Raw genomic sequence first — 17294 nt, 5'->3', positions numbered from 1 at the left:
CACGTGGCGCGATAGCCTCCTGCGCGGTTGCGGTCCGCGCGGCACACGCCGGATCTGCTACCGGGCAGAGCGAGATTCGAATGTTCGAGCGCGGCGACGAAAACGGACCGGGCTCACGCTCGGGATCGCAACGTCATACCGCAGCATCTGGCCGGCCGTGCTCGGGGTGAGGGACCTCGTCCCGTCCTACAGGCAGGGTGAAGTGAAAGACGGCACCACGCGGTTCATTCACGGAGGCCCACAGCCGGCCCCCGTGAGCCTCGATAATCGAACGGCAAATCGACAGGCCCATGCCCATCCCGCTGTCCTTGGTCGTATAAAAGGCCTCGAACAGGCGTTTCACTCGCTTCGGGTCCAGGCCCGGGCCCGAATCCCGCACCGACACGAGCATATAGCCCGACTCGCCTTCCCCGGTCCGGATCAACAGCTCGCGCGCGCGCTCGCTGATCTCGGTCATGGCCTCGACGGCGTTGACGATCAGATTCAGGAGCACTTGTTGCAGTTGGACCCGGTCGCCGTCAATGAGCGGCAACCCTTCGGCGAGCTCCGTCCGCACCGAGACATCGTTTTTGACGGCTTCGCCACGGGTGAGCTCAATTACCTCGCGGATCGCCGCATTGATTTTCAAATGATCCTTCAGAGGCGGCGCATTTTTGATAAGGGCACGGATCCGGCCGATGACCTCACCCGCGCGATGCCCATCGTCGACGATGCGCGCGAGCGCCTGGCCGACTTCATCCAGATCCGGGGGCTGACGGTTGAGCCAGAGTAGCGCAGCCTCGGCGTTGGAGACGGTGGAGGTAATGGGCTGGTTTACTTCGTGAGCAATCGAGGCCGTGAGTTGACCCATGGTGGCGACACGGTTCGCGTGCGCCAGTTGCATCTGCACTATGCCCAACGCCTCTTCGGCGCGCTTGCGCTCGGTCAGATCCAGCACGAACGAGACACCCTGGTTTCGGACTTCATCAAAGCTCGTCGAGCCGACGAGCACGGGCACACGACTGCCGTCTTTTCTGAAGTATTCCTTTTCGTAGGGTCGCAGGCTCCCAGTCGTCTTGAGTTCTGGAGTCCACCTGCGTTCATGCTGATCGCGCCATTCTGGGGGCGTCAGCTCAGTCCAGCGCAGGCGACCCGCGACGAGATCTTCGCGATCGTATCCCACGATCCGGAGAAACGCCTCATTGGCTCCAAGAATCGGACCTTCAATGTCCCAAAAGCAAACTCCGATGATATTGGCATCGACCAGGCGGCGAATCTTTGCTTCGCGCTCTGCGAGGTCGTGATACAAACGCGTGTTCTCTAGCGCGATCGCTGCCTGGGAGGCGATCAGCCGCAGCACCGAGATCCGGGTCGGTGTGAAAACGCCCGGAGTCAGACTATTCTCCAGGTAGAGGACCCCGATGAGCTTGCTCTGGTTGACCAGGGGCAGGCAGAAAATGGACCGAGCCTGGCGCTGCCCGATATAAGGATCCGTGGCAAACGCGGGATCGGCCGCGGCATCGTCGAGAATCATGGCTTCCTGCGTACGCAGGACGGTCTGGACGATCGCCTCGGACAGCAATGTTGTGGTCAAGGGCTGGTCGTGCAACCGTACGACGATTTTGTCGCCACTCGTTATGGCTTCCGCCGTGATTCGCTGCTCAATCCCCTGGGAGAGAATTAACAGGCCTCGCTCTGCCCCAGCATGCTCGATAGCTGTGCGCATGAGCGTGTTGAGCAGCTTGTCCAGCATGATCTCACTCGAAACGGCTTGCGACACCTTTAGCACGGTCGCGAGATCCAGATGTTCGACCGGCGCCCGGATCGTGCTCGTCGGCCCGGCTACAGGCTCTTTCTCGCGGAGTTGAGGATAGAGCTGGTCAAGTTGTCGCACCTTTCCATCGGCGCCCCAGCTCAGGTAGCAACGCCGGGCGTTTCGCAGAAACGCGTCAGCCATCGTCGGAAAGCCGCGCGCCGTACAAAACCTTGCCGCGCGTTCGTGGGCCAAGGCCTCGTTCTGGATGAAACCATCCGCACGCGACAGTCTGATAGCCTCTTCATAGAGGCGTATCGCGTCCAGGTCCCGTCCTTCGAGCCGAGCAATCTCGGCGCGTACCAATGCTGCGCGGTTCGCGAACGTTGCGGGACAGTTCTTTGCCCAGACCGCGAGCTGCTTGTGATGACCCGCCAGCGCCTCCAAGTGCTGAGGTCGCTGTTCAGCTCCGTTTAAATCGCAGTACGCCGCCCAGGCGAATGCCCCATAGAAATGATATTCAGCCGATTCGAATTGAGTTGGAGTCGTCCAGAGCAGCGGAGCCGCTTTTGATACAGCCGACATGGCAGATGCCTCGTCGCTGCCATAGATGCTAGCCTGGAGCTTGCGAATCCAGTAGTAGGACGCGCCAATGGTCAGCCGCGGATTGTTCTCCAGGCGTTGCTCGAAGCGATGCTCGTCGAACTCCGCGTCAGTGAAGGAGGTGAAGTCCGGCGTCTGTCCGCGGAGCATCCGGATGAGCCTGAGCTGCGCAGTGATGCAGTCACACACGAGACCAAACCCTATTTTCCGCGCAAATTCGAGCCCATGCTCAGCCTCTTGCTCGACGTCGCTGAGCGAATCCCCGGTGGCAATACGGTTTGTGATCACGTCGATGCAGCTGTAGGCCGCATAAGACAGGTCACCGGCCTCTAGCGCCGCCTCAAAGGCACGCCTCAAAAAGCCGAGAGACGTCTGCAAGGGTTGAGTCCAGTGAGCAACATGGACGGCGAAGACTAGGTAAACCCGGGCTCTGAAGCGGTCCAGCCCACGCTTCTCCACCAGCTCAAGGCCAAGCCTGCCAAAGCGGAACCCGGCATGATATTCGCCGAAGTACGTCCCCATGACGCCGCCCAACCATGCATAGGCGAGGCATGATCCGTCGCTGTTGCCATGCTGCAGGCTGAGGCTCGCCATCTGACTGACGACAAGCCTGAACAGATTCAAATCCGTGAACAGGGCCGGCGATGTGAGCATCGTAAGCACATCCATGGTCGCGCATCGCTCTGGCTCTCTCATCAGCGGCAGGTCAAGCAGTGCTTCGATCGAGCGTTCCCCCAGTTGTTGCCATAGTCGATCATAGGCTTGGCGAACGTCCTCCACCGTTGGGTGCGGCAACCACCCGTCGTCAACTCGGCGGAGATATTCCACGCCGACCCCGACCGCGCTGTCACTCCGGTCCACGGTTGTGTAGAGATTGATGCGCAAACAGGTAACGGCCGCAGCATCAACCATGGTCTGTGCTCGAATGGACAGCATGGTGAGCCGTTCTTCTGCCGATGTGAATTCTCCGATCAGGTATTCGCACCCGGCGCAGTTGAGCTCGAGGTCGAAGGTGAGCCAGTAGCAGTGTTCCCAGCCGGTCTGTGCCAGCAACGCGCGGCCGGCGGTGAAATACTGCAGTGCCGCATCGTAAGCGGTTGCCGCCTTCGCACGCTTGCCGGCCTTAAGGTTGAGATGGGCTACCTGTTCGCGCTCGTCCTGCGTGTCGATCAGTTCCGCGCCGCGTCCGAACTGGTTCACGATATCGAAGATGTTCTCCTCGAGGTCCTCTGCGCGCGTCCGGGCCGCTAGGACGCGGCCGATCCGGAGATGCGCCATCGCCCGCGCGTCTTCGCGGATGAGCGCATACGCCGCCTCCCGGATACGGTCGTGAAGGAATCTGTAGGTGCTTTCCGAGCGCAGGACGAGGCCGGCACGCACCGCGTCCCAAAGCGCCGCGTGCGTCGCCTCCTCTGTCTCCGCGTCCACCAGGGCAATTGTGTCAGCGTTTGCGACGTTGCCGAGGCAAGCCAGCTGTCCCAAAGCTTTCCGAGTCACTCGGGCCAGGCGACTCAGCTTCGCCGCCATGAGATCCGCGACGTTGTCGGTGAATCCCTTGAGGCGGATGTGGGGCAGGTCCCACGTCCAGGCCGTCATGCCGGGATCGAATGTCAGTAGTTCATGCTCGGCGAGGGCGAGCATGAACTCGATCGTGAAGAACGGATTGCCAGCCGTCTTCTCGAACATCAGTTCAGCCAATGGTCGTACGCGCCCTGGCTCCATGTGCAGCGCATCCGCCAGCAGCCTCGCCACATCCTCCAGACGAAGGGGCGCCAGCACGATCTCCCGCACCCGCCCGCCAGCGCCGCGGAGTCTGGCGAGCGTTCGCGCTAGCGCGTGCGCGGGACCGACCTCGTTGTCACGGTAGGCCCCGACCAGTAGCAAGTGGCGCACGTCAGGATGCGAAATCAGTTGCTCGATCAAATCAAGGGTTGCCGGGTCCAGCCACTGCAGATCATCGAGGAACAGCGTGAGAGGGTGCTCCGGCCTGGCGAACACGCCGAGGAATCGCCGGAATACCGTCTGGAACCGAGCCTGCTGGTCCTGTAGCGGAAGCTCAGGTGGCGGCGGCGGCTCACCGATGACGAGAGCCAGCTCCGGGACGAGCGTGACCATGAGCTGTCCGTTCGGGCCCAGCGCCTCCTGCAATGCGGCGCGCCACTGGCCCATCTCCGTGTCGCTCTTTCCGAGAATCTGTGAGACAAGACTCTGGAAGGCCTGAGCCAGCGTCGAATAAGGGATATTTCGCTTGTACTGGTCGAACTTGCCCGATGCGAAGAGCCCGCGTGGCGGCACGAGCACCTTGTGTAGCTCATTGACGACGGATGACTTGCCGATCCCGGAATAGCCGGAGACCAGCACCAACGCCGGAGTACCCTCATTGACAACACGATCGAAGGCGGTGAGCAAGGTCGCGATTTCGCGCTCTCTGCCGTACAGCTTTTCGGGGATCAGCAGGCGATCGGGGATGTCGCGCTCGCCCAGCGGAAATGGTTTGATTTGGCGGCCCGCTTCCCATTCAGTCAAACAACGCTGGAGATCATGCTGGAGGCCAATCGCCGTTTGATAGCGTTCCTCGGCCGTCTTGGCGAGCAGCTTCATGACGATGCGCGAGACTTGCGCGGGAACGTGTTCAACCCGCTCGCTCGGTGGTATTGGCTTTCGCGCGATATGGCAATGGATCCACTCCATCGGCTCAGATGCAGTAAACGGCAGCGAGCCCGTGAGCATCTGGTAGAACGTGACGCCGAGCGAGTAAAGGTCGCTGCGCGCATCGATTGAGCGATTCATCCGGCCGGTCTGCTCTGGCGCCATGTAGGCGAGCGTGCCGGCAATGGTCTCGGGCGGTGCGGGCGATTGGCGCTCGCGTGGCAGCAGTGTGGCAAGGCCAAACCCCGTGAGCCGCACTGATTGCATTGATTCGCCGACAAGGATATGAGCCGGCTTGAGATCCTTGTGGACAAGGCCGCGCAGATGGACCTCGCCGAGCGCCGCGGCAATGCTGATCGCTAACCGCACGAAGCGGTCCGTTTCGAACGGCGCACCCAGCAGCCGCTCGAGTGGCTCGCCGCCCGGATCGTCGAATAGCAGCACGGTCCGATCGCCTTGACGCACAAGCTCCAGCGGCCGCACCGCCCATGCACTATCCAACTGGTCCTTTAAGCCGTATTCGTGCGACAGTCGATTCTGGCTGGCAGCTGTCGGGGGCTCGCCAATGGACCACGTCGCTAGCACGGAAGTTTGCGTGCCGTCGGCGTTTACGTGCCGCCGCCTGAATAAGGCACGGTCGCCGTCCTTACCCAAGGCCTCGAAGCTGCTATCCATGACTGCACCGACCCCATAAATCAGGTTCGACCGCTGGTCTCCGCCGTCAAGCCAGTTGCCACGCCAAGCGAAGAAGGCGCGTTATCCGCGTCAGCAGATCAGAACCGTAGGAAATTAGTCTGCCACAGTTGAAGGGGAACGGTTCGATGTTTCCGGGCGACTCTCAGGAACCCGTATTGGTTCGCATGCAGACCGGTCTCCAATAGCGGCCGGCCGTCTGTTTCGCGGTTGCACCGTCGCTCTGCGCCTGTCTAAGCGGCTGTCCGCCCGGATTGGTCAACTGTTAGCTGAGGAACCTCAGATACGGACGGTCGCGGAATATCCGTGCGACATCGATATAGGTGCACGGATACTACCCTGCTCTGGAGTAGCGCATGGCGTAGTCAACTAGCGACTGGGGCGAGACCGGCATCTGATTTGCGACCGTCTAAACTTGTCTTCAAGTCGTTGCGGATCACGCGGCGATAATATTGGCCAACACGCACCCGGACCTGCGTTTCAGGCAATAGCGGAAACACAACGTAAAGGTGGCAGGCAAGTCGCAGGCGTCACAAAGGAGGGGTCATGACCATCGCGAATTGTCAGATTCTTGAGCGGATCTGCACGACAGCGGGCTCCGACCTCCACCGTGGCCTCTTGACGGATGGAACGTCTGTGATGTTGAAGTTCGCTGCGGAAAACGCCGATTCCACCCAATCCGCTCTTCTGAAGCGCGAATACCTGCTGCTGCGATCGTTAAGTGTCGCCGGCGTAGCCAAACCGCTCACGTTAATCGCCGGGCGAGGGGGGCCGGTGCTGGTCCTGGAAGACTTCGCAGGCGAGTCGCTCGAAGCCGTTCTGGGTCGTACGCCGCGCATGGGTCTGAGTGTTTGCCTGCGCATCGGCGCGTATCTGGCCGATACGTTCGCAGGCATCGATGCCGCGCAGGTCATCCATCGCGATATCCGGCCCGCCAATATCCTCGCCGAGCCTGAGACTGGCCGGGTTCTGCTGGTGGATTTCAGTATGGCGACGGCGAACGAAGCCAGCACCGTATCGACGAAGCACGTCGCCGCCCCCCCAGGCGATTGGGCTTACGTGTCCCCGGAGCAGACTGGCCGCATGAACCGGCCGGTGGATTACCGGACCGATTGCTATTCGATGGGCGTGTTGCTTTATCGGATGCTGACGGGCCAGTTGCCATTTCAGGCGAACGATCCGCTGGAATGGACGCATTGCCATATCGCCCTCATGCCGGTCGCGCCGACTGAAATCACGCCCGAGGTGCCGCGACCGGTGTCGGATATCGTGATGAAGTTGCTGGCCAAGCTACCGGAAGACCGTTATCAAAGTGCGCACGGGCTGCAGGCCGATCTCAACCGTTGTCTCGCGCAATGGCAGGCCTCGGGCCGGATCGAGCCGTTCCGGCTCGGCACGGAAGATATCCCGGAGCGCTTCCAGGTGCCGCACAAACTGTACGGACGGGATCACGAAGCAGCGACGCTGCTCGGCGCCTTCGAGCGGATGGCGGCCACCGGTCAGGCAACGCTGGCGACCGTCTCCGGGTACTCCGGCATCGGCAAGTCGGCGCTGGTCGACGCTTTGCGCAGACCGATTGTCGCCAGACGTGGCTACTTCATTTCGGGCAAGTTCGATCAGTATCAGCGCGACATTCCATATGCCACCATCGCGCAGGCGTTTCGCGAACTGGTGCGGCAACTGCTGGCGGAAAGTGAGGTGCGCATCGCCGGCTGGCGGCAACAGATCCAGACCGCGGTCGGCGTCAATGGTCAGCTGATTGTCGATCTGCTGCCCCAGGTCGAGTTGATCATCGGCCCGCAGTTGCCGGTGCCGGCGTTGCCGCCAACCGAGGCGCAAAACCGGCTCCGCATGGTGTTCCGGCAATTCGCCACCGTGTTCACGAGCGTGGCTCACCCGCTGGTCCTCTTCCTCGACGATCTGCAGTGGATCGATCCGGCCGGCCTGAAGCTTGTCGAGGACCTGATCACTCACGCGGACACACGCTATCTGCTGCTGGTCGGCGCCTATCGCGATAACGAAGTCAGCGCGGCGCATCCGTTGATGACCGCCCTCGAGACCATCCGCCACGGTGGCACGCCGGTGATGAACCTCCAACTCGCGCCGCTGTCGGTCGTGGATCTGAACCGGCTAGTGGCCGACACGCTTCATGCGCCATCTGCTGCCGCCTGCGAGTCGCTCACGCGGCTGGTCTTCGAGCGTACCGAGGGTAACCCGTTCTTCTTTATCCAGTTCCTGAATGCGTTGCACCGGGAGGGACTGCTGCGGCATGATGCCCAACACCGCGCCTGGCAATGGGACCTGAATCAGATCAGGACGAAGAACTTTGCCGACAACGTCGTCGAGCTGGTGGTGGGCAAGTTGAGTCAGTTACCGGTTCAAGCGCAGCAAGCGGTGCGCCTCGCCGCATGCCTCGGCAACACCTTTGACGTGCGCCATCTCGCGCTGGTCAGCGCGCATTCTGAGACCCCGGGGCGGCGGCGCCTGAACGAGGCCGAGGTTGAGGAAGGGCTTGCGGCGGCGGTGCGTGCAGGTTTGATCGTGCGCACCGACGGCAGCGGCAAGTTCCTGCACGACCGGATCCAGCAGGCCGCTTATGCGCTGATTCCCGACGCGGAGCGTGCCCGTGTCCACCTGCACATCGGTCGCGTGCTGCTGGCGAACCTCACTGCAGACGAATTCGCCGGGCATGTGTTCGATGTTGCGAACCAGTTCAATCGGGGCGCCACCCTGCTCATCGGGCGCGATGAGAAAGCGCAGGTGGCGGCGCTCGACCTGCGGGCCGGGCGCCAGGCCAAGTCCTCGACGGCGTATGCGTCGGCGTGCGTGTATCTGGCGGCGGGCACGGGCCTGCTCGACGACAGCGACTGGGGCAGCCACCATGACCTGATGTTCAACCTGCGGCTCGAACGCGCGGAGTGCGAGTTTCTGACCGGGCGCTTCGACGAGGCTGAGCAATTGATCGAGGCGCTGTTGCGGCGCTGCGGGTCGAAAGTCGATCAGGCCGCCATCTGCCACCTGAAGGTCCAGTTACATATCGTGAAATCGGAGAAGCAGCAGGCCGTCGACAGCGCGCTTGCGTGCCTGCGCCTGTTCGGCATGGACTTCCCGCCCCACCCCTCCCAGGAGCAGGTCCAGGCCGAATTTGAAGCGGTCTGGCGGGACCTGGGGGGACGCCCGATCGAGAGCCTGATCGACCTGCCGCTGACCACCGATCCGGAATTGCTCGCCGCGATGGGTCTTCTTTCAATCCTGACAGAAGCCGCCTACTTTACCGACTTCCAGTTGCTTTGCCTGCTCCTGTGCCGGGAGGTGCACATCAGCCTGCAGCACGGCGCGAGCGGCCCGTCCTCGTCCGCCTGGACCGGTGTCGGGTTCGTCCTCGGCCCGGTGTTTCACCGGTATCGCGACGGTTACCGTTTTGCCAGGCTCGGATGCGACCTGGTCGAGAAGCATCACTTTGTCGCCTACCAGCCCAAGGTGTATTACACGATGGGACAGGTTGCTGCCTGGACGCAGCCGATCGCAACCGCGATCGACTTCCATCGGGCAGCTTTTCGCGCCGCGACCGGGACCGGCGATCTTACGACCGCTTGCTACAGCGCGTTCGAATTATCCAGAGGCCCCCTGCTGCGCGGCGATCCGCTGGACGCGGTCTGGCACGAGTCGGAGCAGACTCTGGACTTCGTGCGCAAGGCCCGCTATCACGACATGGCGGACGGCATCGTGTGCAACCAGCGCTTCATTGCGGCCATGCAGGGCCGGACCGCGAAATTGTCCACGTTCAGCGATTCGCAGTTCGACGAGGTGGAGTTCGAGGCGCTGCTGACGGGCAGCCGGATGAGCTTGCTGGGCTGCCCTTACTGGACTATGAAACTGCAGGCACGGTTTCTGGCGGGCGACTACGTCGCGGCGCTTGACGCCGCCCGACGGGCCAAACCGCAGTTGTTAGTCGTAGTCGGCATGTTCCAGTCGCTCGACTACATGTACTACACGGCGCTGTCGGCAGCTGCACTCTACGAGAACGCGTCCACCGACGAGCAGGCTACGTCGCGCGACCTGCTGGCCGAGCACCGCGAACAACTGCGCGAATGGGCCGACACCTATCCGCCGACGTTTGCCGACAAGCATGCCCTGGTCTTGGCCGAGATCGCCCGCATCGAAGGACGGTACCCTGACGCCATGGGGCTGTACGAAGAAGCGATTCAAGCGGCTCATCAGCACGGCTTCGTCCATAACGAAGGCATCGCACATGAACTGGCCGCGGGATTCTGTATAGCGCGCGGATGGACGACCGCCAGCCACGCCCATCTTGACGAAGCGCGCAACTGCTTTGCACGCTGGGGCGCCCACGGCAAGGTCAGGCAACTCGACGCACGCATGCCGCCCTTGCGCGAAGCCTCGGGCTCACGCGCCGCCAAGTCGCCGGGCGATGGCGCCCAGCTCGATCTGCTGTCGGTCACCAAGGCCTCGCAGGCCATCTCGGGGCAGATCGTGCTGGAGGACCTGATCGACACGCTGATGCACATCCTGCTCGAAAATGCCGGCGCTCAAACCGGCCAGTTGCTGCTCGCCCGCAACGCTCGCCTGGCTCTCGCGGCCGAAGCACGCGTGGAGCAGCAGACGATTCACGTGCGGCAGCATCTGGACGAGCCGCTGCCGCACGTTTCGGCACCACCGGGATCAGGCACGGTTGAACCGGCGTTGCCGGGCTCCATCGTCAATTACGTCCAGCGCTGCCAGGAGCGGGTGCTGCTGGACGATGCGACACAACCGAATCCCTTTTCAGCAGACGAATACCTGAGCCGCTGGCAGCCGAAGTCCGTGTTGTGCCTGCCGCTCATGCGCCGTTCCACGTTGATCGGCTTGCTTTATCTGGAGAACAGGCTGGTCACCCACGTGTTCACGCCTGAGCGCGTGACCGTGCTTGAACTGCTGGCCTCGCAGGCCGCGATCACCCTGGAGAATGCTCGCCTGTACCGCGATCTGGCCGAACGCGAAGCGAGGATCCGGCGTCTCGTCGACGCCAACATTGTGGGGATCTTCATTTTCCATCTCGAAGGCCGGATTCTCGAGGCCAATGACGCGTTTCTCCGGATCGTGGGATACGACCGCGACGACCTCGTGTCGGGGCGGATGCGCTGGACGGACCTGACCCCGCCCGAATGGCTCGACCGCGACAACCAGCAAATCGCAGAGCTAAGGACGACAGGGACATTACAGCCCTTCGAGAAGGAGTACTTCAGGAAGGACGGCAGCCGCGCGCCGGTGCTGATCGGCGTGGCGATGTTCGAAGCAGGGGAGAGTGAAGGTGTCGGCTTCGTGCTCGATTTGAGCCGGCGCAAGCGGGCGGAAGCCGAAGCGCGCGAGAGCGAGCGGCGCTACCGCGAAGTGCAGATGGCGCTCGCGCACTCGAACCGGGCTGCGACAATGGGGCAGCTCACAGCCTCGATTGCCCATGAGATCAGGCAGCCGATCACCGCGGTATCAACCTATGCTTCGGCCGCCTCGCGCTGGCTGGGCGCCAGACCGGCGAACCTTGATGAGGTCAGGCAGGCGCTCGATGGCATCGTCGATGAGGCAACGCGCGCTGGCGGCATCATTAGCGGGATTCGCGATCTGGTCAGGAAAGCGCCGCCACGCAAGGACAGGGTGGACATCAACGAGGCGGTTCTCGAGGTGATCGAACTGACGCGGGGCGAAGCGGCGAAGAACGAAGTCTCGGTGCTGACAGTACTCGGGGATGCCTTGCCGCTCGTCCTGGGAGATCGCGTGCAACTGCAGCAGGTGATGCTCAACCTGATCGTCAATGCCATCGAAGCAATGGGCGCAACGGGCACGGGTCCCCGCGAGGTACTGATCAGCACGGCCGCGGATTCATCGAATGGCGTGTCTATCGCCGTGCGGGATTCTGGCCCAGGGCTACCTCCGGAGGAGATCACGCGCGTCTTCGACCCGTTCTACACAACGAAGGAAAGTGGTCTGGGCGTGGGCCTGTCGATCTGCCGGTCAATCGTCGAGACGCACGGGGGGCGGTTGTGGGCTTGCACAAATGAACCACAAGGTGCCGTCTTTCAGTTCACCGTGCCTGTGGGGCGGGGCGAAGCAGGGGTAGTTCCTGCTTTGTTCAGGGGCGTAGAATAATTACATGCCAGCAGAACGCGGCTGCGTTCCGGCTTCGCGAGGTGCCCGGATGACTACTGGAACGACCCGCCGAACGACGGCTGAAACCGCAGCAACCGAAGCTTCTGTCGTCTACATCGTCGATGATGACAAGGGAATCCGGCTTTCCCTTGGCGCGCTTATGCGCTCCATAGGCTTGCGCGTCGAAGCGTTCGAATCCCCGGACGAATTTCTCCGCTGTCCTCCCGCCGCCGGGCCAAGCTGCCTCATCCTCGACGTGCGACTTCGCGGGAAGAGCGGCATGGCATTTCATGAGGAAATAGTGAATCGCGGCATGCGTATTCCCGTTGTATTCATGACCGGTCACGGAGACATCGAGATGGTCGTGAAGGCAATGAAGACGGGCGCGCAGGATTTCTTTGCCAAGCCGTTCAAAGACCAGGACATGCTCGATGCAGTGGCTCAGGCGCTGGCGCGCGACAACGAGCGGCTCGCGGCCGAAGCCGCGTTAGCCGATCTGCGCGCTTCGTACCAGTCTCTGTCACCGCGCGAGAAAGAGGTGATGGGCTTTGTGCTTTCCGGTCTGCTGAACAAACAGATTGCCTCTGAGATGAACGTCAGTGAAATCACGGTTAAGGTTCACCGTGGACAGGTCATGCGCAAAATGAACGCGCGCACCATGCCGGATCTGGTCCGCAAGGCCGAATCGCTGGGAATCGAGCCCTCTCTGTCCCGCGGCGCCCATCGCTGAGCGCCATCGTGTCCGGCGCTTCTGACTTGTGTATTGTGCGGGCGCTTTGCTAAGGATTACCAAGAGCGACCGAGAGCCAGTGAGCCAAAGTTGCGGCGTTGTAAGGTTTCGGCAGCAACACGAGCGCGCCGATACTCACCACTTGCGCCTGCAACGGCGCGGTCGCACAGGCGGTGATGAAGATGGTCGCTGGAGCATGCCCCTGAGCACGCAGGCTCTCATACATCTCGATACCGGACATACCGGGCATCAGAACATCGGAAATCAGGCAGGCCGTATGCGCGGCCTCCCCTGAGGAAAGAAATTCTTCTGCGGACTCATACATGCGGACCTGCCAACCCAGCGACCGGATCAGGCTACCTAATGCAAGACGAACGGCTCGGTCATCATCGACAATCGAAACAACAGGCGTAATCTGCAAAATGCGCCCCTTGATCTCTCGTTTCAAGGGATGGCGTGAGGTCGGTGCCGCGCATCTCTTTTAATCTGCAGATTAACTTATAACCGCGCCAGGCAACATGATACGAACGTATAGGCGTATCGAACCACCTGTGCGCCGCGCGGCGGCGCGGTCAGGATCGTCGGTGGTCCCAGTTTCGCGCAGGTCGACACCGCCCGTGAAGCCACCTCGTCGCGCTTATACCTCTGTATAAGCGGGTTACGCCAACGCAGCATCAGCCTATCCCGGCGTCCAATAGATTTGCCCTTCGGCAAAACCTACTCTTCTCACATCGAGGCGGCGCCCACCGATATGACAGTGCAAAGCTCGCTGTCTGGCCCGAACCAACATCGCCTTACGGGCTGCCCGGCTGACCCGCTCGCGTTTTTTTCTTCCCGGAATCGTGCCAGCCGTCCTGCACCACTGGATATCGGCAGCACCGCCTATGCGGAGTACACATTCGTGCCGTGGCCTGGCAGGAACATCTATCGCCGTACCGTCGTACCTCTCCGCAATATGCATCCAGTAGCCGCAGGTCAGTCAATACCCGATCTTCGGTTCGATTGCTGCCTCACTCTTCGCTAAAGAGAGGAATACGATGTTGACAGCTGAACGCATTTCGACTTCTGACACATTGCCAGATAGCAGTGCTTACCATGCGTTAATTGATCCCGTGCTGACCGCAGTCGATCACCCGTCATCGGATCGACCGGCCCGACCCGCTTCAGCGCCTGGAGGACAAGACCCATGGGCGTCGATGCTTGCAACCATCCATCAGCTTTCTTCCCCGCCTGACCCGATGCGAACTTCTTCAGACCCGGTCGGGCCTCAGCATGGCGGTGATGGGGCGTTTCGTCCACTCAAGACGGACGGCGCTAACGTGCGCACCTATACCGTGACGGTCGTGGAGGAGTTGTCCAATTCGCTCCTCTCCCTGTGCTGGCACGATCCGACGCTTTGCAACTACCAGGAACAGGTTTGGTCTCGGTCTGTCTCTCGCGCGTCCGGGCATTGCGCTCTGTCCGGCAAGCGCATCGGCCGCGGCGATCCGGTCTACCGTCCCCGAGTCCGCGGACCGGTGAGGCCACTCAACGTCGACGCGAAGATTCTGGCCAGCGAACTGGTCAAGGACCGCAGAAGCGCCTGAGACGCTCCGGGGTTGGTGTATATCGATTCGAACTCGTTAGTGAAGCATTGCCAGAGTGCTGGCCACCGTAGCGGTGCGCTCCACTATCTGACCGCAGGAGGTTCAGCATGAAATTAGAGTCCGCCACGTTTTCGCGACTGCGCCGTCTCGCCCCCGTCCTCGATGACGTACTCGGTGCGGGCGAGGTCGAGCATGCAGACCAGGCCATGGGACTTGCTTCACTTGCCACGCTATGTTCACAACTGTTCGACGCGTACCACTCGCAACACCCGAACGAGATTGCCCAAGTGCGACTTGACGCCCTCGAACTGCAGTAGCACTGCAGCGTCGCTTGCGCAGCCGGCCCGGGCACTTTCGATGAAGCAATTCACCGGGTGAAATCTATATCAAACTGATATCGGAAGAATGCCAAACAGATATTTTTATTCTGGAAGCGGCGCTTCTACGATGAAAACATCAGTTACGGCATTCGCGTCCACGCCAAGGAAGATTTCCATGAACACCCTCACCGCTATCAGCCCATCCACGCTGTCGCACCTGCAGCCGTTCGGGGATGTGAGCAGCCACACGAACATGAGAACCGTCGCCTTGGTCGCTTTTCCCGGTGTCCAGTCGCGGGACGTTTGCGGGCCGCTCGATGTCTTCTCGGAAGCCAACCGCTTCCTGTTGGCGGACTCGCACTATCGGGTGGAAGTCGTGGGTCTGGAGCATGGGCCGCTACGATGTTCAAACGGAATGATCATCTCCGCCGACAGGCATTTCAGTAACACGCACGAAGCATACGACCTGGTGCTTGTGGCCGGCGGCCCCGGACTGGATCGTCGGGAATTCACCGACGAGTTCTACGCGTGGCTTAAACGCGCAAGCCGGCAGGCGCGACGCTTCGGCTCGATCTGCAGTGGCGCCTTCATTCTGGCGCGCGCCGGCTTGCTGGATCAACGAATGGTCACGACTCACGGGAGCTATGCCGACGACCTGGCGGCATTGTGCCCGACCGCACGTGTCGAAGTCGACCGGCCTTTTGTTGAGGACGGCAACCTCTATACATCGGCCGGCGTAACGGCAGCAGTCGATCTCTCCCTTAACCTGCTGAAACTGGACAAAGGCGGTGAAGTCGCGTTGAAAGTTGCCGAGCGGCTCTCCGCATTCATGCAACGCGTGGGTGGGAAATCCCAATCGGGTTCGCGTTTTACGCCATGTGGGGAAGGCAGCCCATGGGTTGCGCGAGTCCAACAATACGTACTGTCGAATCTTACCGGTGACCTGTCAGTCAAGGTTCTCGCGCGCGTAGCGAACATGAGCATTCGTACATTCGCCCGCGCGTATGTACGGGACGCGAGAATTTCGCCTGCCGAATATGTCGTGAAGGCCCGCCTGGACGCAGCACGCGTAATGCTGAAGGACACTGCAATTCCCTTGAAAACCGTTGCTTATGAGTGTGGTTTTGGAAGTGCCGATCGCATGCGATGCGTCATTCAAAGATCCATGGGGGTCTCGCCTAAGCAGTATCGCCTCCAATGTCAAAGCGAATGCGAAGACGACGAAAGTTGTGGAGGCATGCGTGAGTACGCTCCACCGTCCAGCGACGTCTCCCCAGGCCACCCTCACTACATCGGTTCGTAGAGTTGTGTCATCCGTATTGGGCGACTAGTCGCGCCTCAGAGGTTCAATAGACTGGAAGCGTTCAATGTCACTTTCCGTCCGTCCCATGTAGAGGAGTACTGATGTGCAGTCCGGCGTCCGCAACGCCCCACCCGCTAGCTAGCTCGACGACCAAACATTCGAATTCGCGAGCGAGATATTCGATCTCGCACGCGCAGGCGACTCGAAAATGCCTGGCGGGTGACTTGGCAGCCTTTAGGCAGAATATTGGGAAGACATTTATGTTCAGCTTGCGTTCTACCCGAGAGTTGCGCGACGGCTTACGTTCGATTTAGGTTGCGGTTCTCCTTGGCTTCGTCAGTATTTGTCAGGCGCAATCCGCAGCGAAAGCTCAGGACACCGGCGTCGATCCGAATTCGCCATCCATCGCAACGTGTGTCGCGTGTCACCGTGGGTTGGGCGCAGGCACGCTCAACGGCGGCCCGCGACTTGCGGGCAAGGATCCGGACTACCTTGCGCATGCGCTCGCAATGTTCAAGGCAGGCACGCGCGCAAGTGGCGCCATGCAATCGGTCGCGCGCAATCCTTCCGACAGCGATATACACAATCTGGCGATTTTCTTATCACAGCAGAATCCCCCGCTTGTCGCGGGAGCAACTCCACCGTCGCAGAGCCTGGTGATCGCCGGAAAGCAACTTGCCGAGACGGGTGCTGGACCCGACGTTCCGGCCTGCTTCAGCTGTCACGCGGCTGGTGGAAAAGGCAACGGCGCGCGCTTTCCAGGCATCGCCGGCGAGCCGGCGGCGTTTGTCGTCGCCCGCGTACACGAATTTCAGTCACGCGCGAAGGGGAAAACGCCGCCGCCAGGATCGATGACGGCGGTCGCGGCGATGATGAGCGACACGCAGATTGAAGAGGTCGCGGCTTACCTTTCGGTAACCAAACCTTGATAGCCGACAATTGGCAATCTGCGCGGAGCCTGCCGCCGATTTTATCTACGCGCCAGCCCTGCGTCGATAGGCCGATAAACAGGAGAGGCAGCAAAATGTTCAGTGGATGGTGGCCCGTTGGCCGGTCCGATCGCACGACAGCGACTTTGTCGGGTAGACCACGGTTGGTTCGGCGCCCTTTAAATGATGACGTCGCAAGTATGTCGTCCGATGCAAAGACTGCTGTGCTTCGCATGGACTCGTGCGGGGCGCTTCCAGCAGTATTCTCAAAGGCGGAAATGTACCGGGAGACCAATGAACCGCCCAGGCCGACGTCTTTCACCGCTCTCGTACACGTTGATTCGGTTATCCGGTTGTCGGCGACACGTCCGCCATTTGCTCACCTGTTTGAGACATGGCCTACAAAGCGAAGGCTGCCGTCACAGGACCCTTGGCGATACGAAGGTGATCCATCCGGGGAGCACGCGAGATGAACATGTCGCGCGTGCTGACGATTGAAGACGACGAGACCACCGGCAATGAGATCGTTCGCGAACTGCAGAGTCGCGGCTACACGGTCGACTGGGTGGATAGCGGTCACGAGGGCATGGTACGGGCGATCAGCG

Annotated in this window: 7 protein-coding genes and 2 pseudogenes; 6 read left to right on the top strand and 3 right to left on the bottom strand. The window is 61.2% G+C overall.

The window, feature by feature from the left end; genetic code table 11:
* Positions 1 to 133: 133 nt before the first annotated feature.
* A complete protein-coding gene (locus P3T40_RS38565) occupies positions 134 to 5659 on the bottom strand; it encodes a trifunctional serine/threonine-protein kinase/ATP-binding protein/sensor histidine kinase (RefSeq protein ID WP_429272948.1) in 5526 nt (1841 codons plus the stop codon).
* Positions 5660 to 6223: 564 nt separating this feature from the next.
* Between P3T40_RS38565 and P3T40_RS38560 the strand changes: the two genes are divergently transcribed.
* Positions 6224 to 11821: a trifunctional serine/threonine-protein kinase/ATP-binding protein/sensor histidine kinase gene (locus tag P3T40_RS38560; protein WP_429272947.1), complete on the top strand. Its 5598-nt coding sequence runs from the start codon at positions 6224 to 6226 to the stop codon at positions 11819 to 11821.
* Between the two features lie 49 nt (positions 11822 to 11870).
* Positions 11871 to 12551, top strand: coding sequence for a response regulator transcription factor (locus tag P3T40_RS38555; protein WP_429272993.1), 681 nt, complete (start codon positions 11871 to 11873; stop codon positions 12549 to 12551).
* 49 nt (positions 12552 to 12600) lie between these two features.
* Here the strand turns inward: P3T40_RS38555 and P3T40_RS38550 are convergent, their stop codons facing one another.
* Positions 12601 to 12999 (bottom strand): response regulator transcription factor, encoded by a 399-nt coding sequence (locus P3T40_RS38550; protein ID WP_429272946.1) that lies wholly within the window; start codon positions 12997 to 12999, stop codon positions 12601 to 12603.
* Between the two features lie 871 nt (positions 13000 to 13870).
* On the opposite strand from P3T40_RS38550, the gene P3T40_RS38545 reads away from it, so the two are divergent.
* From P3T40_RS38545 to P3T40_RS38535, 3 genes and pseudogenes are all read left to right on the top strand, one after another.
* Positions 13871 to 14137: a DUF3331 domain-containing protein gene (locus tag P3T40_RS38545; RefSeq protein ID WP_429272945.1), complete on the top strand. Its 267-nt coding sequence runs from the start codon at positions 13871 to 13873 to the stop codon at positions 14135 to 14137.
* 107 nt (positions 14138 to 14244) lie between these two features.
* Positions 14245 to 14454 carry a hypothetical protein gene (locus P3T40_RS38540; RefSeq protein WP_429272944.1) on the top strand — a complete coding sequence of 70 codons (210 nt, stop codon included), beginning with the start codon at positions 14245 to 14247 and terminating at the stop codon, positions 14452 to 14454.
* Between the two features lie 88 nt (positions 14455 to 14542).
* Positions 14543 to 15589: pseudogene (locus P3T40_RS38535) on the top strand (GlxA family transcriptional regulator); the annotation flags it as partial.
* A gap of 67 nt (positions 15590 to 15656) precedes the next feature.
* On the opposite strand, the pseudogene P3T40_RS38530 reads toward P3T40_RS38535, so the two are convergent.
* Positions 15657 to 15737 (bottom strand): annotated as a pseudogene (locus tag P3T40_RS38530) (IS5/IS1182 family transposase); the annotation flags it as partial.
* A gap of 364 nt (positions 15738 to 16101) precedes the next feature.
* Between P3T40_RS38530 and P3T40_RS38525 the strand changes: the two are divergent.
* Entirely contained in the window at positions 16102 to 16689 is a 588-nt protein-coding gene (locus tag P3T40_RS38525; RefSeq protein WP_429272992.1) for a c-type cytochrome, read from the top strand.
* Positions 16690 to 17294: the final 605 nt, after the last annotated feature.

Origin of the sequence: Paraburkholderia sp. EB58 (assembly GCF_050436665.1) — a bacterium.
GTDB lineage: Bacteria > Pseudomonadota > Gammaproteobacteria > Burkholderiales > Burkholderiaceae > Paraburkholderia.
The sequence above is the reverse complement of the archived record's forward strand: the minus strand, read 5'-3'. Positions and strand labels throughout refer to the sequence as shown.

Coding starts and splice junctions, on each gene's coding strand:
- P3T40_RS38565 (WP_429272948.1), bottom strand. CDS start 5,659: ATGGATAGCAGCTTCGAGGCCTTGGGTAAGGACGGCGACCGTGCCTTA.
- P3T40_RS38560 (WP_429272947.1), top strand. CDS start 6,224: ATGACCATCGCGAATTGTCAGATTCTTGAGCGGATCTGCACGACAGCG.
- P3T40_RS38540 (WP_429272944.1), top strand. CDS start 14,245: ATGAAATTAGAGTCCGCCACGTTTTCGCGACTGCGCCGTCTCGCCCCC.
- P3T40_RS38555 (WP_429272993.1), top strand. CDS start 11,871: ATGACTACTGGAACGACCCGCCGAACGACGGCTGAAACCGCAGCAACC.